The organism is Helicobacter pylori, from assembly GCF_009689985.1.
GTDB classification, from domain to species: Bacteria; Campylobacterota; Campylobacteria; order Campylobacterales; family Helicobacteraceae; genus Helicobacter; species Helicobacter pylori_CG.
This window is the reverse complement of sequence record NZ_QBAW01000002.1, coordinates 1-25,024: the sequence shown is the minus strand read 5'-3', so window position 1 is coordinate 25,024 and position 25,024 is coordinate 1. Positions and strand designations below refer to the sequence as shown.

At 39.7% G+C, this 25,024-nt stretch carries 21 protein-coding genes and 1 pseudogene; 12 read left to right on the top strand and 10 right to left on the bottom strand.

Annotation, left to right across the window (positions count from 1 at the left end; translation table 11 throughout):
• Positions 1–248: 248 nt before the first annotated feature.
• A pseudogene (gene hofH / locus DBU79_RS02080) lies at positions 249–1,663 on the bottom strand (outer membrane beta-barrel protein HofH).
• A 300-nt stretch (positions 1,664–1,963) separates the two neighbouring features.
• Entirely contained in the window at positions 1,964–3,601 is a 1,638-nt protein-coding gene (pgi, locus tag DBU79_RS02075) for a glucose-6-phosphate isomerase (protein ID WP_154411403.1), read from the bottom strand.
• 63 nt (positions 3,602–3,664) lie between these two features.
• Here pgi and DBU79_RS02070 point away from each other — a divergent pair, with 63 nt between their 5' ends.
• Positions 3,665–4,825 carry an HP1165 family MFS efflux transporter gene (locus tag DBU79_RS02070; protein WP_154411402.1) on the top strand — a complete coding sequence of 387 codons (1,161 nt, stop codon included), beginning with the start codon at positions 3,665–3,667 and terminating at the stop codon, positions 4,823–4,825.
• A 6-nt stretch (positions 4,826–4,831) separates the two neighbouring features.
• Here DBU79_RS02070 and DBU79_RS02065 read toward each other — a convergent pair whose 3' ends face one another.
• Positions 4,832–5,806: an NAD(P)-binding domain-containing protein gene (locus DBU79_RS02065; RefSeq protein WP_001071019.1), complete on the bottom strand. Its 975-nt coding sequence runs from the start codon at positions 5,804–5,806 to the stop codon at positions 4,832–4,834.
• Between the two features lie 25 nt (positions 5,807–5,831).
• Positions 5,832–6,023 (bottom strand): cbb3-type cytochrome oxidase assembly protein CcoS, encoded by a 192-nt coding sequence (gene ccoS, locus DBU79_RS02060; RefSeq protein ID WP_001090958.1) that lies wholly within the window; start codon positions 6,021–6,023, stop codon positions 5,832–5,834.
• 132 nt (positions 6,024–6,155) lie between these two features.
• Between ccoS and DBU79_RS02055 the strand changes: the two genes are divergently transcribed.
• From DBU79_RS02055 to ybeY, 3 genes are all read left to right on the top strand, one after another.
• Positions 6,156–6,737, top strand: coding sequence for a DedA family protein (locus DBU79_RS02055; RefSeq protein WP_154411401.1), 582 nt, complete (start codon positions 6,156–6,158; stop codon positions 6,735–6,737).
• A 90-nt stretch (positions 6,738–6,827) separates the two neighbouring features.
• Positions 6,828–7,322 (top strand): flavodoxin, encoded by a 495-nt coding sequence (locus DBU79_RS02050; protein ID WP_154411400.1) that lies wholly within the window; start codon positions 6,828–6,830, stop codon positions 7,320–7,322.
• A gap of 61 nt (positions 7,323–7,383) precedes the next feature.
• On the top strand, positions 7,384–7,806 hold the full coding sequence (ybeY, locus tag DBU79_RS02045; protein WP_154411399.1) for an rRNA maturation RNase YbeY: 423 nt from the start codon (positions 7,384–7,386) through the stop codon (positions 7,804–7,806).
• Positions 7,807–8,050: 244 nt separating this feature from the next.
• Here the strand turns inward: ybeY and fic are convergent, their stop codons facing one another.
• The 6 genes from fic to fliW form a co-directional block, all read right to left on the bottom strand.
• Positions 8,051–8,584: a protein adenylyltransferase Fic gene (gene fic, locus DBU79_RS02040; RefSeq protein ID WP_154411398.1), complete on the bottom strand. Its 534-nt coding sequence runs from the start codon at positions 8,582–8,584 to the stop codon at positions 8,051–8,053.
• A 5-nt stretch (positions 8,585–8,589) separates the two neighbouring features.
• Entirely contained in the window at positions 8,590–9,384 is a 795-nt protein-coding gene (proC, locus tag DBU79_RS02035; RefSeq protein ID WP_154411397.1) for a pyrroline-5-carboxylate reductase, read from the bottom strand.
• Between the two features lie 13 nt (positions 9,385–9,397).
• Entirely contained in the window at positions 9,398–13,156 is a 3,759-nt protein-coding gene (hopL, locus tag DBU79_RS02030) for a Hop family outer membrane protein HopL (RefSeq protein WP_154411396.1), read from the bottom strand.
• A 22-nt stretch (positions 13,157–13,178) separates the two neighbouring features.
• Complete coding sequence (gene hopI / locus DBU79_RS02025) at positions 13,179–15,281, bottom strand: Hop family outer membrane protein HopI (RefSeq protein WP_154411395.1); 2,103 nt, start codon at positions 15,279–15,281, stop codon at positions 13,179–13,181.
• A gap of 107 nt (positions 15,282–15,388) precedes the next feature.
• On the bottom strand, positions 15,389–16,450 hold the full coding sequence (gene murG / locus DBU79_RS02020; RefSeq protein WP_154411394.1) for an undecaprenyldiphospho-muramoylpentapeptide beta-N-acetylglucosaminyltransferase: 1,062 nt from the start codon (positions 16,448–16,450) through the stop codon (positions 15,389–15,391).
• 11 nt (positions 16,451–16,461) lie between these two features.
• Positions 16,462–16,869 carry a flagellar assembly protein FliW gene (fliW, locus tag DBU79_RS02015; protein WP_001105842.1) on the bottom strand — a complete coding sequence of 136 codons (408 nt, stop codon included), beginning with the start codon at positions 16,867–16,869 and terminating at the stop codon, positions 16,462–16,464.
• A gap of 137 nt (positions 16,870–17,006) precedes the next feature.
• Between fliW and valS the strand changes: the two genes are divergently transcribed.
• The 8 genes from valS to DBU79_RS01975 all read left to right on the top strand — a co-directional run bounded on the left by valS (position 17,007) and on the right by DBU79_RS01975 (position 24,706).
• A complete protein-coding gene (gene valS / locus DBU79_RS02010) occupies positions 17,007–19,625 on the top strand; it encodes a valine--tRNA ligase (protein WP_154411393.1) in 2,619 nt (872 codons plus the stop codon).
• Positions 19,626–19,639: 14 nt separating this feature from the next.
• Positions 19,640–20,986, top strand: coding sequence for a signal recognition particle protein (ffh, locus tag DBU79_RS02005; protein ID WP_079369453.1), 1,347 nt, complete (start codon positions 19,640–19,642; stop codon positions 20,984–20,986).
• A 73-nt stretch (positions 20,987–21,059) separates the two neighbouring features.
• Positions 21,060–21,290, top strand: a complete 231-nt coding sequence (rpsP, locus tag DBU79_RS02000) for a 30S ribosomal protein S16 (protein WP_000216125.1) — start codon at positions 21,060–21,062, stop codon at positions 21,288–21,290.
• Between the two features lie 16 nt (positions 21,291–21,306).
• Positions 21,307–21,660: a KH domain-containing protein gene (locus DBU79_RS01995; RefSeq protein WP_134890144.1), complete on the top strand. Its 354-nt coding sequence runs from the start codon at positions 21,307–21,309 to the stop codon at positions 21,658–21,660.
• Between the two features lie 8 nt (positions 21,661–21,668).
• Positions 21,669–22,214 (top strand): ribosome maturation factor RimM, encoded by a 546-nt coding sequence (rimM, locus tag DBU79_RS01990; RefSeq protein ID WP_154411481.1) that lies wholly within the window; start codon positions 21,669–21,671, stop codon positions 22,212–22,214.
• On the top strand, positions 22,215–22,904 hold the full coding sequence (trmD, locus tag DBU79_RS01985) for a tRNA (guanosine(37)-N1)-methyltransferase TrmD (protein ID WP_154411392.1): 690 nt from the start codon (positions 22,215–22,217) through the stop codon (positions 22,902–22,904).
• 21 nt (positions 22,905–22,925) lie between these two features.
• Positions 22,926–23,282, top strand: a complete 357-nt coding sequence (rplS, locus tag DBU79_RS01980; protein ID WP_000797699.1) for a 50S ribosomal protein L19 — start codon at positions 22,926–22,928, stop codon at positions 23,280–23,282.
• Positions 23,283–23,914: 632 nt separating this feature from the next.
• Positions 23,915–24,706 (top strand): NYN domain-containing protein, encoded by a 792-nt coding sequence (locus DBU79_RS01975; protein WP_134890146.1) that lies wholly within the window; start codon positions 23,915–23,917, stop codon positions 24,704–24,706.
• Positions 24,707–25,024: the final 318 nt, after the last annotated feature.

Here is a 25,024-nt window from a genome sequence, read left to right as displayed (position 1 = left end):
TTTTAACAAATTTTTTATTATTTTCTAAAAATACTAAAAGCTCAATTTTAAAGATGATGGGTATTTTGCTTAATGGGTATGATTTAAAAAAGGGCTTTGGCTTGAAAAGAAATTTCATATATAGAGATTAGAGAAACAGCGTTAAAAAAACGCTTATCCCATCATAGGAGATAGCATCAAAAAGACGCCTACTCTATTTTGTGATCATAGCGTTAAAACGATGCCTACCAATATCATAGGGGGTAGCATCAAAAAGACGCTATAAGGGCCGTGTATAACGCACTCCTGTCAGAATAAAGGGCGGGGAAGTTTTTAGGCACAGGCCCGTTTTCACCCGGTTTGAAGCCTTTGTTAGTGTGCACGCCATAATACGCAAGATCCACGCTACCACTCAAATATTCAGTGAATTTATAGCCTAAAGAGATCATCGCTCTCGCTTCCCAAGAGACCACTGAATTGGAGTATTGCGTGGCGAATTTCCATGTGAATTTTTTGGCAAAATGAGTGCCGCCACAAGAAAGGAGAATGGTAGCGGCGTCTCTTTTAAGGGCTGTGCCTGTAAAACCCGCATACACGCTGTTACTCCCCATTATCACACCGCTTGGATTGCCCATGTTGCCTATCCAACCATTAGCGTTTTGAAAGACTTTATAAAAAGCGATGGAAACATTGTAATTGTTTATATCAAAGCGTTGGCGGATAATGAGGTTTTGCCCGTTTTGAGTGGCAGGCGTGTCGTATTTATAGACCGGACTCCCGTCGGATTTAACGATCATCCAAGGGTAGTAAATGGGAAAAAACCCTATGATAGCTGTATCAGAGCGAAAGCCTGTGCCGCTAAAATTAGGGTTAGAGTCCCAACCAATCTTAACGCCAGGAGCGTTAAAGATTTGAGGCGAAAGGTAGAAAAGCCTTCTATGAGGAAACGATGGGGTTTATAGGTGAGTTGCACCGCATGCGTGCCATAAAGCACCTTTTGCCCATGGCTATCATAACCTCCCTTATCATTTTTAGTAAACCCCCCACTATAAGTGGTCCGTGCGGCATACCAATCCAATAGAAACGAACCAAAAGCGAACGCCCTCCCAAAAGAGCTAAACCAAGTCAGGCGCGCATGCTTGTATTGCCCAGAAACTTGAAAGCCTTGCGTTTGACCGCTTTTATAAGGCATAGTGGAGAGATAGCGTCCGGCTTTTATTTCAAAATAATTTTTATAGGCATATTCTAAATACGCATCGCTAAAGACATAATTGCGGACATTTTTATTGTATTTCATGTTCTGTGTCGCTAAATCATCGCTTTGTAAGATGTTTGTATAACCCCCCATGAACCCATCATAATAGCCAAAGAGATTGTAAGCTACAGATCCGTCTTCAAATTTCTTCGTGCCGTCATAGAAAATAGATCCTACCATGCCCCCTATTTTGCCTTTTAGAACATGGTCTGAAACCTTTTTGGGTAACAAGCTAAAACCAAGCCCTAAATAGCCCGCAATCGTTGCGAATTGCTGCATAGGGTAGATACCTCTTTCTTTATTGATTTTATGCTGGTTAAAACCGATAGTGCTGGATTGATCCACAAAGCCATTGAGCTTAGCTTCAAAACCTTGTAACGAAGAGCTTAAAAGTGCCCCAAAGAATAAAACCTGACTTGCCTTTTTCATGCATGCCTCCTAAAATGAGATTGATAAATGCAAATACTTTTAAAGATAAATCTTTGATTTTTATTATTCTTAGCTTTGAAATAATTATAATATGTAAAATAATGCATATGATGAGAAAATCAAGCTTTTAAAAGTCAAAAACGATTAATTTGTGGAAAATTTACTCTCTTTAAATTCAAATGGCTAACATATGGTGCTAAAATCCGTTACGATTAACGGATTATTTTGAATGGATCGCTTGAAAATGGGGTTAAGCTTTGCTTTATTGTTTTGAAATTTTATCTTGTTACCAAACAAAGCCTATTGGTTGTAATTTTTATACAATTCTATTAAATGCTTAGTGGAGCTGTCAAAATAAGCGTTGCTTTTATGCCCTTCTAATTCTTGTAAAATCGGCACGGCCAGTTCTTTCCCAAGCTCCACGCCCCATTGATCAAAGCTGTTAATATCCCAAATAACCCCTTGCACAAAGACTTTATGCTCATAAAGAGCCACTAAAGCCCCTATATTACTTGGTGAAATCTTTTCTAATAAAAGGATATTAGAGGGGCGGTTGCCAAAAAATACCCTGTGGTGGGCTAGATCTTTGGCTTCATCTTTGTCTAAGCCTTTAAAGAGCAATTCCCCAAGCGCTTCTTCATAACTCTTGCCTTTCATGAAGGCTTGCGCTTGCGCTAAAACATTGCTGAATAAAATCTCGTGGTGGCCTTTAGCGTTAGGCTTTTTGTCTAAGGAAGCGATAAAATCAATGGGTATTAAATGCGTGCCTTGATGCAAGAGCTGGAAAAAGGCGTGCTGAGCGTTAATGCCCATATCGCCCCAAACAACAGGGCAGGTGTCATAGGGGATGGTTTCGCCTTTTTTGCTGATGCGTTTGCCATTGCTTTCCATATCTAATTGCTGAATGAATTTAGGGAAATGCCTTAAATACTGATCGTAAGGAGCGATTAAATGGCTTTTGGATTGGAAAAAATTGATATACCACACGCCAATTAGCCCCATTAAAACGGGTAAATTGCTTTCAAAAGGGGCGTTTCTAAAATGCTCATCCATCAAATACGCTCCTTTCAAAAGAGCGTTAAAATTTTTTTTCCCTAAATAGATCATAATGGATAAGCCAATAGCCGACCACAAACTATAGCGCCCCCCTACAAAATCCCAAAATTCAAACATGTTGTGCTCGTCAATGCCAAATTGTTGGACGGCTTCTTTGTTGGTGGATACCGCCACAAAGTGCTTAGCGATATGCTTTTCATCGCCGCTTCTTTCTACAAACCATTTTCTTGCGGTTAGGGCGTTGGTTAAGGTTTCTTGAGTGGAAAAAGTCTTAGAAGCCACGATAAAAAGCGTGCTGGCTGGATTGAGTTTTTCTAAAACATCTAAAATCTGTGTGCCATCCACATTAGACACAAAATGCATTTTTAATCTCGGGTGGGCGTAGCGTTTTAAGGCGGTGCAAACCATTAAAGCACCTAAATCTGACCCCCCAATACCGATATTGACAATATCGGTGATCACTTGATTGGTATAGCCTAGCCTTTTACCGCTCCTCACGCTATCGCTAAAGGCTCGCATGCGTTTTAAAACGCTCCTAATACTTTTTAACACTTCCATGTTGTCTAGTAAAATTTCAGTGTCATTCAAGCTTCTTAAAGCGGTGTGTAAGACGGCCCTTTTTTCGGTGGTGTTGATTTTTTCGCCCTTAAACATCGCCTCAATCTTTTCTTTTAAAGAGCAATCATCCGCTAATTCAAAAAGAAGCTTTAAAGTGGTATCGTTCAAGCGGTTTTTGGAATAATCCAAGCTCAAGCTTTCAAATTGCACGAAATAGCGGCTCGCTCGCTCTTTGTCTTTAGAAAACCAATCGCGCATATGCGCTTCTTTGATTTCTTCATAATGTTTGAGTAATTTTGGATAAGTTTTTAATTGGGTTAGCATCAATACCCCTTAATTAAAAGATATAACTCCGTATTATAAGCTAGTTTTAATTATAATTTTCAAATGTTAAGAAAAAACATTTTAGCTTACTATGGGGCGAATTTTCTCTTAATCATCGCTCAAAGCTTACCCCATGCGATTTTAACCCCCTTGTTGCTTTCTAAAGGGCTTAGTTTGAGTGAAATCTTGCTCGTGCAAACCTTTTTTAGTTTTTGCGTGCTAGTGGCTGAATACCCAAGCGGCGTTTTAGCGGATTTGATGAGCCGGAAAAATTTATTCCTTGTTTCTAATGCCTTTTTAATCGCTAGTTTTTCATTTGTGCTATTTTTTGATAGCTTTATTTTCATGCTTGTAGCATGGGGGTTGTATGGTTTGTATAGCGCATGCTCTAGTGGCACGATTGAAGCTTCACTCATCACAGATATTAAAGAAAATAAAAAGGATTTGTCCCGGTTTTTAGCTAAAAACAATCAAATCGCTTATTTGGGCATGATTATAGGGAGTTCTTTGGGGTCGTTTTTGTATCTCAAAGTCCATGCGATGCTGTATATCGTGGGGATTTTTTTAATCATGCTCTGTGCGCTAACGATCATCATTTATTTTAAAGAAAAAGAAGAGGATTTTAAAAGCCAAAAAAGTTTGAAACTCCTTAAAGAACAGGTCAAAGGCAGTCTTAAAGAGCTTAAAGATAACCCCAAGCTTAAAATTTTGTTGGTGGGGCATTTGATTACGCCTGTTTTTTTTATGAGCCATTTTCAAATGTGGCAAGCGTATTTTTTAAAACAAGGCATTAAAGAGCAATACCTTTTTATATTTTATATCGCTTTTCAAGTGATTTCCATCCTCATTCATTTTTTAAAAGCTTCAAATTACAGCCAAAAAATCGCCCTAAGTTCGCTTTTGGTGTTACTGGGCGTTAGCCCCTTATTGCTTATGAATGTCCCTTATTTATTCATAGGGGTGTATGCGCTCATGGTGGCGTTTTTCACTTACATGAGTTATTGCTTGGGGTATCAATTCTCCAAATTCGTTTCTAAAAACAACATTTCATCGCTCTCATCGCTTTTATCAAGCTGTGTGCGCATGGTCTCTGTGCTAATCTTATCGCTCAGCAGTTTGGAACTGCGTTACTTCTCGCCCCTAACTATCATAACCATGCATTTTGCCCTAACGCTTATAGCGCTCTTTTTCTTTTTGTATAAGGCTAAGCCGTTTGCTGAGTGATCGGCTTTAAGAACGCAACCTTTTAGCGATTTCTTGCGCAACATCATAGCCATGATTGAGTGCGGTAGCGATGCTCGCCCCTGATTTGAATAAAATATCGCCCACGATGAACAAATTAGGGATATTGTTGCTCTCTAAGTTTTCCTTCACCACAGGGATATTGGTGCTAGGATCTAATTCTAAAGAACAGCGTTTAAAAAACTCTAAAGGGGTAGAGCCGCCGATCGCATACAGCAAGCGATCAAAACTCTCACTCGTGTTATCGGTGAAGTTAACCTTGATTTGAGTGTTATCCTCTTCTAGGCTTTCAATATCCACTCCAAGCTTGCTTTTAAGCGTGTTATTATCTAGGACTTCTTGCAAATTTTTAGCGTTGTCTTCATTGATACGGCTGAATTCTTTTTTGCGGTAATTGAGGGTGGTAGGGGTGGTTTTACACAAAGCAATGGCGTATTCCACCGCTGAGTTGCCTCCGCCGATCACAAGGGTTTTTTCATTTTCCTTACAATCATTGATGCTAAAAACCACTTGTTTGGAGAGCGCAACAGGGATTTTATAAGCAGTGGGGCGGTTTGGTTGGCCCATTTTTCCGATCGCAACCACCACAAATTTAGCATGATAGGTTGTGTTAGAAGTGGTGGTGATTTTAAAGTGTTCGCCTTCTTTTTTCACGCTCTCAATATCGGTTTTATAGCTTGGCGTGATGTGATACTCTTTTAAAAGGTTAGTGAAATTATCTAAAGTTTCTTCTTTAAAGCTGTCTTTAAAAGGGATATGCCCTTTAAGCTCTACGACTTGCTTTTTATAATCTTTATCAATCCTTTTACCGGCCTTATAAAACTTTTCCAACATGCCTGAATGGCTCTCGGTTTTTTCGCATAAAAGCACTTTTTTAACGCCGGCTATTTCGCATTCTACGGCCGTGGCAATGCCCCCAGGCCCTGCGCCCACTATCAATACATCTAAAATTTCTTGGTTCATTTCTATCCTTTTATTTTAATTCTTTTTAATTCTTTTGGCGTTTTTCTTGTAAAATCGCTTCGTTCAAATCGCTCGTGCTATCATACAACACGCTTTCAAGCATGCGTTTTTCATCGTCAAACTGACCGCTTTTAACCCCCCATAAAAACGCTATTAAGCCTACCAATCCCATAAGCACTGAGACAACTAACATGATGGTTAAAATTTCTGTATTCATCTCTATATCTTTTAGGTTATTAGGATAACGCTTTCATTATACTAAAAGATAGCGTTTAAATCACTAACAACGCTCATTTGGTTGAATAAGTTTGGATAACATGAAAATGAGAAAACTAAAAAGAGGGTTTTTATGCAAGAAGCGTTGTTGCGTTTTCAAGAGGGTTTTAAGGAGTGGGGTTATCTTATTTTGTTTGTGTATTCTTTAGGGGGTGGGTATGTGGGGATTGTCATCGCTTCTATTTTGAGCGCGACCACGCACGCTTTGGACATAAAAATAACCATTCTTGTCGCTTTTGTAGGGAATTTAATAGGGAGTGGGGCTCTTGTAGTCTTTGCCCGCTATCAAAAAAGAGAATTTTTGCAATATTTCCAAAAGCACAGAAGAAAGCTTGCTTTAGCGAGTTTGTGGGTGAAACGCTACGCCTTGCTCATGATTTTTGTCAATAAATATTTGTATGGGATTAAAAGCGTTGTGCCTTTGGCGATTGGTTTTAGCAAATACCCTTTAAAAAGATTTTTATGGCTTAATGTTTTATCCAGTTTTTTGTGGGCGCTGATCGTGGGGAGCGTTTCTTTTCAAGCGAGCGATTGGGTGAAAACGCTGTATGAAAGGCTTTCTCATTACACCTCGTTTTTTCTTGTTGGTTTGGTTCTTGTGTTGCTTTTGATATGGTTTTTATTGAAACGATATTCGCGCAAAATGGGTTTTTAAGCAAGATTTTTAATTAAATGCGCTAAACTACGCCCACAAGCATTCGCATAAGCGGATGCGTTAATATCTTTAAACACAAGGATTGAGAATATGGGAAAAATTGGTATCTTTTTTGGGACAGACAGCGGGAACGCTGAAGCTATCGCTGAAAAAATCAGCAAGGCTATTGGTAATGCTGAAGTGGTTGATGTGGCTAAGGCTTCTAAAGAGCAATTCAATGGCTTTACAAAGGTTATTTTAGTCGCTCCAACAGCGGGTGCGGGCGATTTGCAAACAGATTGGGAAGACTTTTTAGGCACGCTAGAAGCGAGCGATTTTGCGAATAAAACCATTGCTCTTGTAGGCTTAGGCGATCAAGACACTTACAGCGAAACTTTTGCAGAAGGCATTTTCCACATTTATGAAAAAGCTAAAGCCGGTAAAGTGGTAGGGCAAACTCCCACTGATGGTTATCATTTTGAGGCTTCTAAAGCGGTAGAAGGCGGTAAATTCGTGGGTCTTGTGATTGATGAAGACAATCAAGACGATCTCACTGATGAGAGGATTTCAAAATGGGTAGAACAAATTAAAGGTTCTTTCGCTTAATCTTTATAAGCCCTAAATTTTAGGGCTTTTTTAAACTCCTTTTTATATCTTTAATTCTTTAATGCTAGAAATAGACAACCAAACTCCGCTAGAATCAGACTTTTTATTATTAGAAAAAATCGCAAATGTTTTAGCCCCCACTCAAATTATTGAGCTTGTTTTAGTGAGCGATGAAACCATGCGAGAAATCAACAGGGATTTAAGGGGTTGCGATTACGCTACCGATGTTTTGAGCTTCCCTTTAGAAGCCATTCCTCACACCCCTTTAGGGAGCGTTGTCATTAATGCGCCATTAGCTCAAACAAACGCCCTGAAATTAGGGCATAGCTTAGAAGATGAGATCGCTCTTTTATTCATTCATGGGGTGTTGCACTTGTTAGGCTATGACCATGAAAAAGATAAGGGCGAACAACGCCAAAAAGAGAGCGAACTCATTAAAGCTTTTAACTTGCCTTTGAGTTTGATTGAACGGACGCAAGATTGATTTTTGGCTTTGTTTCATCAAATGCTGATAAATAAAGCTTGTAATTTCTTTTAAAATGGGGTTTTAATTACTTTGTCTTATATTTTAAATTTTATTTTATAGTAAAGGGGGGGATAGGAGGTAAAACATTTCCTCCTGCAACCCCCAACTAAATCCCACTAATCCCCTAAGATCGCATTATAAAAAACTATCCTAGCGTCAAGCTCTTTCGTATTGGATTATAAAAAATGATTTTAGTATTTTTTCAAAGCCCTTCATAATAATACGACTGCGTAATACCTTTAATGAAAGTTAAGGGATCGTTGGTATTAGAACTCAAATGTTTTTTTAAAAGCGTTTTGATTTCCAAATCATTCACGGGACTCCTTTCTGTTGCACTCAAATAAGCGGCTTTATCAATCCTATCCCAAAGCACGATTTTTTTCAATTCCTTTTTAAGCAACAAATCAAGCCATATCCTAGTCGCTCTGCCATTACCCTCCAAAAAAGGGTGAGCGATATTCATTTCCACATATTTTTCTATGATTTGATTGAAATGGCTTTGCGGCATGCTCTCAATTCTGGGTAAAATCAAATCCAAATACAGGCAGTTAGCGAACCTGAAATTCCCTTTAGAAATGTTTTTATCCCTGATTTTCCCAGCAAATTCATACAACCCTTCAAACAAAAACCAATGGATTTCTTGCAAGCCCTTGATTGTGCCTACTTCTATGGTGTCAATCAGACCGCTTTGGATCAAATGCTTGGCTTTTTCTAAACTCTGCCTGTCTAAATGCATCGCGCTTATTTTTTAAGAGTGTAATTTTTAGGGTGCATTTTTTTCACGCTTTCATGGCATGCTTCTATAAACGCTCCCTTAACCCCCTTTTTTTCTAAAACGCTCAAGCCTTCAATCGTTGCGCCTTTAGGGGTGCAAATTTGCTCTATAATCATCTCGGGGCGTTCTTTTTCTAACAGCTTGGCAAAGCCTTTAAAACTCATTTTCACCAATTCTAAAGAATCTCTAGCGTTCAAGCCCTCTCTAATACCGGCATCTTTCAAACTGCTTGCTACCAAGCTTAAAAACGCAAGCGCGCTCCCGTTTGTCGCCACGCTGGCATCCACCAACTCTTCATGACCCACTCGCACGCAATTCCCAAAACTCTCAATAACGCTCAAAGCCTTTTGGCTTATTAAGGGCATGGGTGATTTTTCACAAACCGCCGTAGAAGAAAGGGCGAACTTGCTCGCAATATTGGGCATGCATTTGAGATAATGTGAAGAATTTATCGCATCGCTTAAAGCTTTAAAACCCACGCCAGCTAGTGCACTCAAAACGCTTTTAGCTTGCCCTTGATAATTAAAATCCTTAAGGTTATAAGGCTTAAAAAGTAAAAACACGAATTTTTGGTGTATATCAATAGCGTTTTTATAGGGAACGATGTGCGCTTGAATGTTTTTTTCTTGTAAAAAGGGGGCGATTTTTTCAGGATTTCGCCCGGTAATCTCTAAAATAAAACGCTTGGATAAAATTTCATGAGAGCCTTCTAAAATCGCTTGAGCCATATTCCCATAGCCGATGAATTGTAAGATTTCCATGACACACCCTTTTTTAAAACCCCATGATGTAATTGATATAGAAAGTATAAAGCCTCCTATAGCTCACATCAGCCCCAGCACTTCTCAAATACGCTTGATTGATGAGAGGCACTTTGATCCCAAATTCCACGCTCTTTTGGCTTATAACCCCTTGATTGTGGAATTTCTTAGCAAAACGCTTAAACTCCGCAAAGTTGGTGCGCACCCCAAAATTCAGCGCCACTTGAAAATTCGTTGAATGAATGCCATTAGCGTTCCCCCAGTTGTCAATGATTTGTTGCCTTAAGGAGCTAAGCCAAGTTGCACCGCCCAGTTGGACCCCAGCAAATAGCCCAAAATTCAACGCTTTAGTGTTGTAAGTCCTCCTGAATAGATTCCATAAAAAATCCGTGCCTACCCCATAAGCAAAGATATTCGCTTTCATGCTTTGATTGGCTAAGCCTATTTCACTAAAGCCGTAATCAAAGAAAAAATAATGCCTAAGGCCTAATTTCCTAGCCTTACCAAAGAAGTATTTATAGCCCAAACCAACCCCTAAGCCATTGCTCATGCCATGTTGGGTGCTTTTAGCGGCCACATACTGGCTTAAAATGGGTTGAGAGCCGTAGTTATTGGCTTGATTTTGCGCGTTTTGAACCTGATTTCTAGCGTTAATCATCGCATCAATGAGTTTTTGTTGCACCATAAAGAATGTTTTGTCCCCTAAAAGCTGCCGTAAGGTTTGCGAGAATGACTGAATGGTGGTGGTGTTAGAAGTGATTTCTTGGAGCAAGGTTAAAATCGCATTAGGGCTAATATCGTTTTGTAAGGCTTGAAACCCTTGAGAAATAGCGCTCGTAATGGCTTGAAAAGCACTTGTTAAGCTAGTACTACTGCTATTATTGTCATTATTTTGGATAAACCCAGCGGTTTTAATAAATTCGGTGAGCAAATTAATTAAATTATTCGTATCGCTCACCCCATTTGTGGGGATTGCCCCTAAAAGGTTGATAAGCCCACCGGTGCAAGTAGCGCCACTACTACCGCTACTGCCATTACCGCACAAATTACTGAGACTGCTACTATTATTTTTTAACGCTTCAAAGAATTGTTTTAAGCCGTTTTCAACGCCTTTATTATTCCCAGAGCTGGCGATAATGTTGGCTATTTTTTGAGCGTCATTATAGACTTTTTGTAAGCTATTGTTTTCGTTAGTGGTTGCGGTGGTGGCGCTTTGTTGTTTGTTGGGTTCATAACAATTGCTCCCGCTACCGCTTGATCCATTGGTCTTATTGCAAGTTTGATAGCCGTTGTTATTACTGCTACCGCCACCTCCGCCACCACTCCCACCACCCCCACTGCTACTGCTGTTATAAGTCCCAAGCTTTCCCTCGCTGGCGTCTGTGAGCATTTGGTAGGCTGTAGTGATTTGACTAGTTCCATTTCCGCTTCCACTGCTCCCCCCATTACCCCCATTATTTCCGCCACTATTAAAACCCTTAAGAGATGAAATGATGTTATTGAGCAACCCATTACTAGTGAGCGTGATTTGTTGGACATTGTAGGTGATGCTGTTCCCACCACTGCTGTTGCTTTGAGTTGTCGCTTGTGTTTGATACCCTAAAGCGCTTTGTAACCCGCTGTAATAAGCCTTAGAATCTGACCATTGCTGATTGCACCAGTTACTACCACTCCCATTCATTCCGCTCGTGCATGCGTTATTTGTGCTTGCTGATCCGCTTGCTTGCTGGGTTTGTTGGCTCTGAGCGATTAAAGCGTTCATGTCTGTAGGCACTTGCTGGTTAATGGTATTGATGAGCTGGTAGAAATTCGCTCTTAATTGGATGCGTAAATCTTGGTTAGTGTTAGGTGTCATCTCTTGCGACCGATTCCCGTTAGTGTTATAAATCGCATTCGCCCAAGCTTGGATATTGCTTTCTTGGTTTTGAAAAGCGCTTTGAATGCTTTGTTGGAAATTGCTGACATTTTGCAATACGGCATTTAAAGCGCCCATCACCGTGCTGTTAGGGGATTGAGTGGTTGCCCCACTGCTTTGATTGAAGCTAGTCGTTTTGGCTTCTTCTTCATTATTCACCATTACCGTCGCTTTTAGTTTGGAAGCGTTGCTTTTAGCTTGAGTATTAGCACTAGTCCCACTAGTAGAGCTTAAAATATTTTGCAATTGGGAGTTCCCGCTGATGCTCAAACCCCCTGAAGAATTGTTGTTATTGCATGTATTTTGCGATCCGTTACTGCCATTTGGGCATAGTATCTGAGCGTTTTTTTGCAAATTGGCTTCTGAAGTTTTTAAAGAGCTATAAACGCTCCACACTTGAGAAACAAGGTTAAAAGAATTCACGCCGATCTGCTCTTTGCCCCCTATGGTTTGGACTTTGGAGGTAGCGACTAAAGAATTATCAAAACTGCTTGTGTTATTCGTGGAGCTTGTGGAGCTTGTGGCTGAGCATGAAATCCCATTAGAAGTATCGCTAGAAAGACTCCCGGTAGCGCTTGTGCAATCATAGGCGCTGATATTTTGCCCTTGAGCGTTGGTAACGGTGCCGATTTGGTAGTTATTAGAAGTGTTTTTGAGCAAGTTTTTAGGCTCAGTAAAACTAATCCAAGTAATTTGTTTTAAAGCGTTATTGTATTGTTCTATCGTGCTTTCATAGGCTTGGAAATTCAAAGCGTTATGCAAGTTGTTTAAATTATAGGTGGTGTTGTTGATTGCATTGTTGTCTAAAGTGTTGATAGCAACGCTTTGAAGCTTTTGAGCGATGGCTTGGACTTGCTGGTTGGCTTGGTTATTTGAAGTGGGGGTTGTGGCTAAAGGGGCTAAATTTTGGATGAATTGCTCTAAACACTGGACTTGATTGGCGCAACCATTGGGGTTATTTTGATTATTAGCGCTTAATTCCCCTTGTAAGGTGTTCATTAAAAGGGTGTTGTTGTATTGTTGTTGGTTGTTGGTGTTTGAAGAAGTGGAGCCTAAAATGGAATTAGTGGGATAAAATACGATTTGTCCCGGTGGGTTTAGCACCACATGCGTTGTGGTTGTGGTGGGGAAAACCCCCACCCCTAAAGTGTTTAAAGCGTTAACAAGAGCGCTCACATAAGTGGTATTATTGCTAGAGGCATTCACCGCATCGGTCAGATTGGAGAGTAAGGATTGCGCGTAAGTGGTGCTAGTGGTTTTAGTGATGCTGTGTTCAACTTGTTGCAATAATTCTGCCATGGATTGCGCGGTGTTTTGGAGCTGGGCTTTGACTTCTTTGGCGTTGTTGCTGGGATTAAGGCTGTTGATAGAGCTAATGATGTTAGAGCTTAGCGCGATGCCTTGATCAAATGCGCTCTGGGTGTTAGAAAGGAGTTTGGCTGTGATTTGTGAAGAATGGGCTTTCAAGGGATCAGAGCTTCCTTTAAGCCCTATGATTTGTTGGGAAATGTTAGAGATTTGACGGCTAGAAAAAAAATCTTTTCTTTTGCCAATTTGATTCAAGATATTAGAAATGCCCTCTAATTGGTTGCCCACGGTATTACTCACGCCATAGCCTAAAGCGTCAATGACGCTTTGAGAGCTTAAAGTGATAAGGCCGGTAGTAGGCCCTGCAATATTGATCGCGCTTTGGGTGATGCTGTTGATGATGTTTTGATTTTCTAAAAGTTGTTTGTTATTGATAAATTGTTGCGTGCCACCGATTTGATAGCCTACAGACATATACCAGCCATTGTCTTCAGCTAAGAGAGAGCCAATCAAAAAGAATGGTATAAATTTTTTAGCTTTTTTTATCATATTTTTCCCTTATTTTATTTAATCAAAAGCCTATGTTGTAGCCCACATAAAAACTAAAGGCTCTTCTATACTTCGCTGTAACGCCTTCTGATTGGTAATAGGTGTGATAAAGCACCGGTATTTTAACGCCAAATTCTATCCCTTGAGAAAAACGAGATCTTTTTTGATGAGCGATTTTGGAAAAATTAGTCCTTATGCCTAAATCAAAAAGGAATTGGAAAGAAGTGTCTTTGGGCTTAAGATGGTTGCCATCCACTTGATCTAAAAAATTCGTTTTCCAGGTTTGCCCTGCAAGTTGGATCCCGGCAAAAAAACCTATATCTATCGCTTCAGTCCCCCTTTTTCGGGTAAAAACATTATAAAGAAAGTCTGTGCCTGCCCCATAGCTAGAGAGAGTGGCTTTCACTAAAGAAGGTCCTGCGCCAAATTGAGCGTAACCAAAATCATAAAAGCCATAATACCTAAGCCCAAACATGCGCTTTTTGCCAAAGAATTGCTTATAGCCCATTTTCACGCCAAAGCCGTTCATGTTATTAGAATTAGAGTTATGCTCCAAAAAATTCCTAGCAAAGCCCATTTGATAGACTTGATTTATTTTAGTTTGCATCTCATTAATCACCCCGCCAATCACTGCTTTAGAGCGATAAAGCCCATAAGCCATTAAAGTTTTTGCCGTGGGGGAATAGGGGTTGGCTAAGATCTTGTCTATTTGCGCGGTGGTGGGGGCGTTTGTGGCTTGCTCTAGTTGGTTCATGATGACTTTTTGCTCTTGTTGGGCTTGTTGCGGGGTTAAATGATTTTGTGGGGTTTGATTATTAGATCCATTCAATTGCCCCCCATAATTAGGCAAGAAATTCAAACCTTTATTATTTAAATCCAAATAGGGGGCGACCCAATTGGTGATAAAATCCCCATACGCTACGGTGTTACTGAGCAAGCTTTCCCCATAGTTGATCGCTTCTTGCATCTGGCTATATCTTGAAGTGCTTGTCAGTTTAGCGGCTTTATTGGCGAAATTTTGCATGCCTGAAAAAATCATAGAAGCGGTGATGCCATTAGCGATGATACTATCCGCTAAATAATAGACTGCCGAGCTAGGGTGGTAGGTGTATTGGCCATTGCCTGATCCAATTGTCGCTCCAGCGGGTAATGCTTTCAAGGGCGCTTGCGTGCCGTTAGCGTTGCCGTTTTTGGTGTAATAACCCGGGCCGCTAAAGCTTTGGTAACCTTGTTGGGAATTGCTGCCATTAGGGGCTTTGTTGTAAGTGAAGCCAAATTGCTTTTCATTGGCTAAGCCCCCTAAAATCCCTGCTTGCATTAAAGCCTGGAAGATGTTTTGGGCGTTTTGAGCGATAGAGTTAGCTTCATTGGTAGCGGTGCATTGGTTTTGAGTGCTGCAAATGGTTTGATTATTGTTTGCCGTGGCTAAGCCGTCTTGTAAAAGGTGTTGCAAGACTTCAGGGCTAAAACTCACAGGACTGCCATTAGGGGTGCTAAAAGATTTATTCGTTAAGGTTTGGTTATACCAGAGCGTGGTTAGAGCGTTGGTAATATCATCGTTTAAAGCGTTCATGACAGTGGCTAGACCTTCAGGCAAGGCAATAACAGTGCTTTGATTGCCGAATTTGACTTTAAAAAGTTTAGCGTTAGAAAGATTTTTAGGGTTACGGATTAAAGTTTCGCCGATGAGTTGGGTGAGCTTGTCTAAATTACTGACTAGAGATTGCATATCAAAGGTGGCATTGACATTGCCTCTTGGGGGGTTGTTGCCTGTATCGCCACTATTATTTTCTTTAGGATAGCCCCCCGCATAGAGCAAACATCTTTTAGAAGGATCAGGGCAGAGCATTTGCATTAAAACTCTAGTTTGTTGCCCCATCGCTTCTAAATAATAGGCTAAAGGCACTGCCGCAGATTCTAGAGCGATAGCGTTTTGGCGGATGTAGGTGGATGCGTCTTGACTGGCGTTAAGCCCTGAGTTATCCACCCTTTGAATGGCTAGAGAAGTTTGATAACTCACCCCCATAAAAAACCCATCATCTTCAGCCGCTAAGGGATTAAGAAAAAATAAGGGGAGTAGGCTAGAATAGATAAGCCATTTTTTATTAAAAATAAAGTCTTGCAAGGGGTTATCCTTTTCTTTTTAAAAGATTTGAGCTATCCTAAATTTTATCTTATTTATCGCTTAAGTTTAATGGTTAGTCGCTTAATTGTTGATTAAAATGGGCTATTTTAGGCGCTCAAAATCGTTTCAATGATGGTTTTTGCGCCGTTTTTAGCGATTTTTTGTTGCAATTTGTTGCTGATAGTGGTGAGGTTTTTATTACCTTGATCGTCTTTTTGGTTGAGCTTTCTAATGACTTCAAAGAGTTTTTTAGGCAATAATTCATTTTGAGGCACGACATAGCATAAGTTTTCTTTTTCAAATTCTAAGACATTGTAATACTGGTGGTTATTGCTCGCAAAAGGGTAGGGGATAAAAATCGTGGGTAAGCCATTGGCGCACAATTCCCACACGCTGCTAGCACCGGCTCGGCTCACGCACAAATCCGCTCTATGCATGACTTCTGTGATGTTGTTGTGGAAAGCAAACAATTCTATCTTATCCAATAGCCCCAATTCCTGGTAAAAAAAACGCACTTGCTCATAAGAATTGGGGCCGCAAATGTGCGTGATTTTAATCCCTTGTTTGGTGAGTTTGGGAGCGTTTAATAAAGCGAATTCATTGATCGCTTTTGCCCCTTGCGAACCGCCTAAAAATAAAATATGCTTGATTTCAGTGCGAGTCCTAGCAAAATCAAAAAAAGCGTTTTGCACGGGATAGGAGGTTAAAATATGGTTTCCTTTATCTTTAAAAGCATAGCTTGAAAACACCGCTTTAGCTTTAGGGGAAAGGTAGCGATTAAGAGAGCCTTTAATCGCATTTTGCTCATGGATATAAAGAGGTATTTTATTGAGTAAGCTTGCAAAACTTGCAGGCCCTGCACTAAACCCTCCCACGCTAATGGTGTGCGTTATCTGGTGTTTTTTTAAGATTTCTTTAGCCTTAAAAGCGGCTTTAGCTTGCAAGAATAAAGAGCCTATTTTTTTAAAAAAGCTTTTATTGATTACGCCTTGTGTGTTGAAAAAATAGCGTTCGCTAAATAGGAGGCTATTTTCAAACCATTCCTTATCTTGCCCATAAGTTGAGCCTAAATAAATAGCCTCTATGCCTTGCTTTTCTAATTCTATGGCTAAGGCTTTAGCGATAGAGAGATGCCCGCCTGTGCCTCCCCCTGTGAGAGCGAATTTCATGCTAAAAACCCTTAAGCTCGTTCTCTTTCTTGAATCACAAAGCTTTTTAAAGGGTCTCTAAAGCCAAAATCCGGATAATCCATCATAGAAAGCGCCACTTGAGCGCCAAAGCCATTTTTGGAATTAAACACCAAAGGGGCTAAGAAATTAACCATAGAGTCTTCTAAATTTTTTTGCAACACGACCACGCAATACACCTCAACTTTGGAATGAGAATCTAATTCTAGCAGTAATTCTATGTATTTGGGTATCACAAAGCTGTATTCTCTCAAACAATAGGGATTCACTAAGACCATATCCAACGCCATGGGGGAATTGGTTTGGCCAATTAATCGGCTGAACAAGGAATCAATTTTTTCCAAACGCACTTCATGGATATGCTCAAATCCTAAAATAGGGGCTTTTAAAAAGTAATTCACTAGACTATCCTTTTTAATTTAAATGCTTTGTTGTATAATTTTGAAAAAATACGCAACAATTAAAAGCGTAAAAGCAAAAGGCGTTCCAAAATCCAACCATTTTTGAAAGAACGCTCTATTTTAGGATAATAACAATAATGAAACAAGAACCCACCACCTACCAACCAGAAGAGATAGAAAAAAAGATTTATGAAATTTGCTCTCATAGGGGGTATTTTGAAATTGATGGCAATGAAGCAATCCAAGAAAAAAACAAACGATTTTGCTTGATGATGCCCCCTCCTAATGTGACCGGCATCTTACACATAGGGCATGCCCTAACTTTAAGTTTGCAAGATATTTTAGCGCGTTATAAACGCATGGACGGGTATAAGACTTTGTATCAGCCAGGGTTGGATCACGCCGGTATTGCGACACAAAATGTCGTAGAAAAGCAACTTTTAAATCAAGGGATTAAAAAAGAAGATTTAGGGCGTGAAGCGTTCGTTCAAAAAGTGTGGGAATGGAAAGAAAAGAGCGGGGGAGCGATTTTAGAGCAAATGAAGCGTTTAGGCGTAAGCGCGGCCTTTTCTAGGACTCGTTTCACGATGGATAAGGGCTTGCAAAGAGCGGTTAAATTGGCGTTTTTGAAATGGTATGAAAAAGGCTTAATCATTCAAGATAATTACATGGTGAATTGGTGCACTAAAGATGGGGCGTTAAGCGATATTGAAGTGGAGTATGAAGAGCGTAAGGGGGCGTTGTATTATATTAGATATTATTTAGAAAATCAAAAAGATTATTTAGTGGTGGCTACCACACGCCCTGAAACCTTGTTTGGCGATAGCGCGCTCATGGTCAATCCTAATGATGAGAGATACAAGCATTTAGTGGGGCAAAAAGTGATCTTGCCTTTAATCCATCGCACAATCCCTATTATCGCTGATGCACATGTGGAAATGGAGTTTGGCACAGGGTGCGTGAAGGTTACCCCTGGGCATGATTTTAACGATTATGAAGTGGGCAAACGCCACCATTTGGAGGCGATTAAAATCTTTGATGAAAAGGGGATTTTAAACACGCATTGCGGAGAATTTGAAAATTTAGAACGATTAAAAGCCAGAGATAAGGTCGTAGAAAAATTAAAAGAAAACGCCTTATTAGAAAAGATAGAAGAGCACACGCATCAAGTGGGGCATTGCTATCGTTGTCATAATGTGGTAGAGCCTTATGTGTCTAAGCAGTGGTTTGTCAAGCCTGAAATCGCTCAAGGTTCTATTGAAAAAATCCAACAGGGTTTAGCGCGATTCTACCCTTCTAATTGGATCAATAATTATAACGCTTGGATGAGGGAATTACGCCCTTGGTGTATCAGCAGGCAATTGTTTTGGGGGCATCAAATACCGGTATTTACTTGCGAGAATAACCACCAGTTCGTAAGCCTAGATGCTCCCTTAAACTGCCCTACTTGTAAGAGCGAAAAACTAGAGCAGGATAAAGATGTGCTAGACACATGGTTTAGTTCAGGGCTATGGGCGTTCTCTACTTTGGGGTGGGGGCAAGAAAAAAGTAGTTTGTTTAATGAAAACGATTTGAAAGATTTCTACCCTAACACCACGCTCATTACCGGGTTTGACATCCTCTTTTTTTGGGTGGCTAGGATGCTCTTTTGTAGCGAGTCGCTTTTAGGCGAATTGCCCTTTAAAGACATTTACTTGCACGCCTTGGTTAGGGACGAAAAGGGTGAAAAAATGAGCAAATCTAAAGGTAATGTGATAGATCCTTTAGAGATGATAGAAAAATACGGCGCGGATAGCCTGCGTTTCACTTTAGCCAATTTGTGCGCTACGGGTAGGGACATTAAGCTTTCCACTACGCATTTAGAAAATAATAAGAATTTCGCCAACAAGATTTTCAATGCGGCGAGTTACTTGAAGCTCAAACAAGAATCTTTCAAAGATAAAGAGCGTTTGAACGAATACCAAACAGCTTTGGGGCGTTATGCGAAATCGCGCTTGAATCTTGTTACTAAAGAGGTTCGTAACGCTTTAGATAACTATCGTTTTAATGACGCCACGACTTTGTTATACCGCTTTTTGTGGGGGGAATTTTGCGATTGGTTCATTGAATTTTCTAAAGTGGAAAATGAAGCGATAGACGAATTAGGGAGCGTGTTAAAAGAGGCTTTAAAACTTTTGCACCCTTTCATGCCCTTTATCAGCGAGTCTTTATACCACAAGCTCAGTAACACGGAACTAGAAAACGCTCATTCTATCATGGTCATGCCTTACCCTAAAGATTTGGCGCAAGATGAAAAATTAGAGCATGAATTTGAAGTGATTAAAGATTGCATTGTGTCTTTAAGGCGTTTGAAAATCATGCTAGAAACCCCATCGATTGTTTTAAAAGAAGCGAGCGTGGGATTAAGGGAAGCCATAGAAAACACAGAGCGTTTGCAAACTTACGCCCAAAAATTAGCGAGGTTGGAAAAAGTCAGCGTGATCACTTATAAGCCTTTAAAAAGCGTGAGCGATGTGGGGGAATTTTGCCAAACTCATGCGGATTTAGAGAATCTTGATTTAAGCCCGCTTATTGCACGCTTAAAAAAGCAGCTAGAAAAACTGGAAAAAGAAAAACTAAAACTCAATTTGCACAATGAAAATTTTGTCAAAAATGCGCCTAAAAGCGTGCTAGAAAAAGCCAAAGAGAGTTTAAAAACGCTTTTAGAAAAAGAGAGTAAGATCCAACAAGAATTGGATTTGTTAGAACAACCATAATAAAAGGATAGAAAATGTTTCAAGCATTAAGCGATGGGTTTAAAAACGCGCTCAATAAAATCCGCTTTCAAGATGATGAAAAAGCGCTAGACAGAGCGTTAGACGAATTGAAAAAAACGCTTTTAAAAAATGATGTGCATCATAAAGTCGCTAGAGAATTGCTCAAAAAAGTGGAAAGCCAGACTAAACTTAGTGGCATCGGTAAGCAGCAATTTTTAGACGCTTTAGAAAAGAGTTTGTTAGAAATTTTAAGCGCTAAAGGGAGCAGTGGTTTCACTTTCGCTCAAACGCCCCCCACTGTGGTTTTAATGGCAGGTTTGCAAGGGAGCGGTAAGACAACCACCACCGCTAAACTCGCTCATTATTTAAAAACCAAAAATAAAAAAGTGCTTTTATGCGCATGCGATTTGCAACGCTTAGCGGCAGTGGAGCAATTAAAGGTTTTGGGCGAACAGGTGGGCGTGGAAGTGTTTTACGAAGAAAATAAAAGCGTGAAAGAAATCGCTAACAACGCTTTAAAAAGGGCTAAAGAAGCGCAATTTGATGTTTTACTCGTGGATAGTGCGGGGCGTTTAGCCATTGATAAAGAGCTTATGCAAGAATTAAAAGAGGTTAAAGAAGTCTTAAACCCCCATGAAGTGCTGTATGTCGCAGACGCGTTGAGCGGGCAAGATGGGGTCAAAAGCGCGAACACCTTTAATGAAGAAATAGGCGTGAGCGGGGTGGTGTTAAGCAAATTTGATAGCGATTCTAAAGGGGGTATCGCCTTAGGCATCACTTATCAATTGGGCTTACCCTTGCGTTTTATTGGGAGCGGGGAAAAAATCCCTGATTTAGATGTGTTTGTGCCTGAAAGGATTGTGGGGCGTTTGATGGGGGCTGGAGATATTATCTCGCTCGCTGAAAAAACCGCCAGCGTTTTAAACCCTAATGAAGCCAAAGATTTAAGCAAAAAGCTCAAAAAAGGGCAATTCACTTTCAACGATTTTTTAAACCAAATTGAAAAGGTGAAAAAATTAGGCTCTATGAGTTCTCTAATCTCTATGATTCCAGGTTTAGGGAATATGGCAAGCGCGCTAAAAGACACGGATTTAGAAAGCTCTTTAGAAGTGAAAAAAATCAAGGCTATGGTCAATTCCATGACCAAAAAAGAGCAAGAAAACCCCGAGATTTTAAACGGCAGCCGAAGAAAAAGGATCGCTTTAGGGAGCGGCTTAGAAGTGTCTGAAATCAATCGCATCATCAAACGCTTTGATCAAGCGAGCAAAATGGCGAAACGCTTAACCAATAAAAAGGGTATTAGCGATTTGATGAATCTAATGAGTCAGGCTAAAAATCAAACACCCCCTAAGATGCGCTAACTTTTAAGCATGTTTTAGGCGCTTTTGTTGTATAATCTCAAATTTAATACGAATATTTTAGGAGATTTTTGTAATGACAGTCATTAGACTCACTCGCATCGGGAGAAAGAAAAAGCCTTTTTACAGAGTGGTGGTAACCGATTCTAGGAAAAGAAGAGATGGAGGTTGGATTGAATCCATTGGGTATTACAACCCTTTAAGCGAGCCTAAAGATATTAAAATTGATAAGGAGCGCTTGAATTACTGGAAAGGCGTGGGGGCTAAAATGAGCGAGAGGGTGGAAAAACTTTCTCAAAAAGCCTAAGGTTTTGTGAGGCTAAATGCGCGAATTAGATCCTTTGAACACGCCTTTTTCTCAAGCTGATTGTAAGGATTATTCGTATTGCGTGGCAACTTTTTTAGAAAAATATTTAAAAAAGGTTGTTTCTTTTCCGCAAGCTTTGAGCGTAGAGCACACGCTTTTAGAAGATAAAATCAAGCAAATCACGATTTATACCCATCCATCAGACATGGGGCATGTGATTGGTAAAGAGGGCAAAATGGTGAGCGCGATTAAGGCGTTTGTTTCTGGTGTGAAAGCCAAAGACGGGTTTTCTTATAAGATCGTTGTTTTTGCTAATAACGATAAAAATAGCGGTAAAAATCCCCATACTTTAGGCGATGAAACGCTTTGAATTTTTCTATGCTTTTAGTGGGCAGAATTGGTAAAAGCGTGGGGCTTAATGGGGGGTTAAAGCTTCATTTAGAGAGCGATTTTCCGGAGTGCTTAAAAAAAGGCGTTAAGGTGAGTGTTGCTCCAATCAACGCTTTCTCTCGTGCTTCTTCTTTTAAAGACTATGTGATCCATTCTTATGAACATGCTAAAAACCTGTTGTTTTTAGAAACTATCCATACGCTTGAAAAGGCTAAAGAGCTGACTAATTTAGGGCTTTTTATGAGCGAAGAAGAGAGTAAAAAACTCTGTGTTTTAAAAGATGGGGAGTTTTTTTATTGCGATTTAGTAGGGCTTATCGTGGTGGAAGAAAACGAGATTTTAGGAAAAGTCATAGAAATCCAAAGGATTTCTCAAATAGATTATTTTCTAGTTGAAACCGCAAGAAATTTGGTTGAAAAAGGTTTGGCTAAGATTTTCTTAATCCCTTATAGGGATTTTTATATCAAAGAAATCCTTTTGCAAGACAAAAAAATAACCACCCATAACGCTAAAACGCTTTTAGAGAATAGTTGAGTGAAATTCAGCGTTTTAACCCTTTTCCCGCAACTCGTATGGCCTTATTTTGAAGACTCCATTTTAAAAAGAGCGTTAGAAAAAAATCTTTTTGAACTAGAAGTATTAAACCTCAGGGATTTTAGCGCTAATAAATATCAAAAAGCGGATCACGCACTCATTGGTGGGGGTGCAGGGCAAATTTTAGACCCTGAGATGATAGAAAACGCGCTCCATTCTGTTAAAAACCCTAAACACACGATTTTTTTAAGCGCGGTGGGCAAGCCTTTCAAGCAAACAGACGCGATGCGTTTGGCTCAAAAAAAGCATGTCGTTTTGGTGTGCGGTCGTTATGAGGGCTTTGATGAACGCTCTATTGAACTTGGTGCTGATGAGGTTTTTTGTATAGGCGATTTTATTTTAACAGGGGGCGAGCTTGGGGCGTTGTGCTTGATAGATAGTATCGCTCGCCACATTCAAGGGGTTTTGGGTAACGCTCAATCTTTGGAGAATGAGAGCTTTGAAAACCATTATTTGGAAGCCCCTAATTTCGCCAACGCTGTTTTTAAATCCAAAGAAATCAATAAAATCCCTGCACCTTTAGAATATTCTAAAGGAAATCATGCTAAAATCAAGCAACTAAAACTTGATTTGTCAAAATTAAGGACAAAATTTTACCGCCTTGATTTATTCAAACAGCACAAATCATGAAATTGACATTAAGGAAAACACATGAAAAACCGCTACATTCAGCAGTTTGAAGACGCTCAATTAAAAGACAAAACCATGCCAGCATTTAAAGCCGGCGATACTTTAAGGCTTGGTATCACCATTAAAGAAGGCGAAAAAACACGAACTCAGTATTTTGAAGGCGTGTGTATTGCGATTAGAGGCAATGGCGTGGATAAGACTTTTTGCGTACGTAAAATAGGGGCTAACAATATCGGCGTGGAGAAAATTTTTCCTTTTTATAGCGAAAGTTTGGCGAGCGTTGAGGTGTTGCGTGTGGGTAGGGTGCGCCGCGCGAAGCTCTACTACTTGCGCGATAGGAGAGGTAAGGCAGCAAGGATTAAAGAAGTCCGCCATTAACTTTAAGGCTTTTTATCAGTCATGCTTCAATCAATGCTGATGGATAGAACGCTCTTTAGGGGTTGAAATCCGTTTTTTAACCGCTTCTCTTAAAATTGGGGTAAAACTTTTTCAATGGGTTTGATTGGTTTGAAAAGAGTTTTTTAATCCCTTTTTAGTTTTACCACCGACTTTTTTAAAACTCTAAACTCTTTTTAGCGTTAGCGTTCGTTTTTTCAAGGCAAAGTTTTAACCGCTTCTTTTCTAGCTTGCTGTCTGTTAAACTGAATTTTTGGCTCTGTTTTTAATGGGGCGTTGGTTGTCAAATTTTAAAAAAGGTTAAAAAGCGTTTTTTACCATCAAAATACAAAAAGCTTGATGCAAGTTAAACGATAACTCCTTGAAAAAGCGATCAGGTTAAGGAGGATTTAAAGGGTTTGAAAGTATTAAAGCGCGAAATATCCCCCTTTATTCTTAAAAAAGTTTTACTATAAAGTTTTTAAAAAATGAAAGAAATTAATTAAGGCTTTTGGTGTCTGTTTGATGAGAACAGAACTTTAACAGAACTTTTATTTTTTTTAAGAAACAAGGCATGTTTAAATCCCCATGCTATACTCAACCCTTATGGCAAAATTCATATTTTGGGAGAAAACATGGAAAAAACTGAAACCACGATTTTTGTGGATTGGGAAAATCTCCTCGCCGATTTGAAAGCAATCCAAGAAACGGATGAGCGTTTAAAAGAGCCTAATTTTAATTTCAACAATTCCGATCAACTCTTAGCGCTAATCCGTTCGTTTTTGGAGCCTGAAGAGGAATTGAAGCGGATCTATTTTTATGTATCTGAGCCTTTCACAGAAGTTGAACCTAGAATCAAGAGCAATAAAAAAGAAGAACTTGAGGAGTATAAAAAGAATAATTTTAAAGAATATGGGGAAAAAGTGAATAAATCAGGGATTATCCAATCTTTCAACCATGCGATCGCCCAACAAAATCAAGTGAAATTACGAGTCGGGCGGGTAAAGTTCAAATTCGTATATAAGTTCGAAGACAAAGAAGTCTATAATGGTCTAGAAGCCAAGATTTTCATACCTTACTTAAAGTTGCGTCAAAAACAAGTTGATGCACTGTTGGTGCACGATATTACCAAGCTGTATTGCACCAAACAAGGAGGGTGTATTTTGCTGTTCAGTAGGGATACCGATTTTGTGCCTGTGTTAGAAGCCGCTTGGGAGAAAGGCTTTGAAGTCTTCATCGCCAACATTCAAGAAAGCCCCAATTCTGTCCCTTCAGACTTGAAGAAGTCTTGCAATGTGAGAGAGCGCAGTGTCGCTGACATTGTAGATAACTTGCCAAAAAATCAGTACACCCCCAAGAAAAAGAATTTTTCCCCCAACGAGCCTTTCAACAACCCATTTAAAGACCAACTCTTTAAGAAGAACTAACGCATTTCCCCCACCAAGGGGACAAAAAGCACCCAATTTAAAAGGGTTAGCTTAAGCGGATTTTTTCTAGTCCATGATTTTATTTTTTGCTCTCTATTATGGAGTGATTTTTGAAAACAGAGGTAAATTAGCGCTTAATAGTGGTTTTATGGGGAATGCGTGCGTGTTTTTGGCGGTATTTAGATTTCTCAAAACCCAATTATTTTAAAATTTTAACTTACTTTGTCAAAAATTTTTATATTTTAAGCAAACCTTAAGCTTTCTATGACTATACTTTCATTTCCTTGTTTCAGCAAGGGCTTTTAAAGAGCCGCTTGA

Bases quoted from the DNA above. Each gene is read 5' to 3' on its own strand.
- pgi (WP_154411403.1), bottom strand. From the start codon at position 3,601: ATGCTAACCCAATTAAAAACTTATCCAAAATTACTCAAACATTATGAA.
- DBU79_RS02065 (WP_001071019.1), bottom strand. From the start codon at position 5,806: ATGAACCAAGAAATTTTAGATGTATTGATAGTGGGCGCAGGGCCTGGG.
- ccoS (WP_001090958.1), bottom strand. From the start codon at position 6,023: ATGAATACAGAAATTTTAACCATCATGTTAGTTGTCTCAGTGCTTATG.
- ybeY (WP_154411399.1), top strand. From the start codon at position 7,384: ATGCTAGAAATAGACAACCAAACTCCGCTAGAATCAGACTTTTTATTA.
- rpsP (WP_000216125.1), top strand. From the start codon at position 21,060: ATGACAGTCATTAGACTCACTCGCATCGGGAGAAAGAAAAAGCCTTTT.
- rplS (WP_000797699.1), top strand. From the start codon at position 22,926: ATGAAAAACCGCTACATTCAGCAGTTTGAAGACGCTCAATTAAAAGAC.
- DBU79_RS02050 (WP_154411400.1), top strand. From the start codon at position 6,828: ATGGGAAAAATTGGTATCTTTTTTGGGACAGACAGCGGGAACGCTGAA.
- DBU79_RS02070 (WP_154411402.1), top strand. From the start codon at position 3,665: ATGTTAAGAAAAAACATTTTAGCTTACTATGGGGCGAATTTTCTCTTA.
- DBU79_RS01975 (WP_134890146.1), top strand. From the start codon at position 23,915: ATGGAAAAAACTGAAACCACGATTTTTGTGGATTGGGAAAATCTCCTC.
- DBU79_RS01995 (WP_134890144.1), top strand. From the start codon at position 21,307: ATGCGCGAATTAGATCCTTTGAACACGCCTTTTTCTCAAGCTGATTGT.
- DBU79_RS02055 (WP_154411401.1), top strand. From the start codon at position 6,156: ATGCAAGAAGCGTTGTTGCGTTTTCAAGAGGGTTTTAAGGAGTGGGGT.
- rimM (WP_154411481.1), top strand. From the start codon at position 21,669: ATGCTTTTAGTGGGCAGAATTGGTAAAAGCGTGGGGCTTAATGGGGGG.
- hopL (WP_154411396.1), bottom strand. From the start codon at position 13,156: ATGATAAAAAAAGCTAAAAAATTTATACCATTCTTTTTGATTGGCTCT.
- fic (WP_154411398.1), bottom strand. From the start codon at position 8,584: ATGCATTTAGACAGGCAGAGTTTAGAAAAAGCCAAGCATTTGATCCAA.
- proC (WP_154411397.1), bottom strand. From the start codon at position 9,384: ATGGAAATCTTACAATTCATCGGCTATGGGAATATGGCTCAAGCGATT.
- ffh (WP_079369453.1), top strand. From the start codon at position 19,640: ATGTTTCAAGCATTAAGCGATGGGTTTAAAAACGCGCTCAATAAAATC.
- valS (WP_154411393.1), top strand. From the start codon at position 17,007: ATGAAACAAGAACCCACCACCTACCAACCAGAAGAGATAGAAAAAAAG.
- murG (WP_154411394.1), bottom strand. From the start codon at position 16,450: ATGAAATTCGCTCTCACAGGGGGAGGCACAGGCGGGCATCTCTCTATC.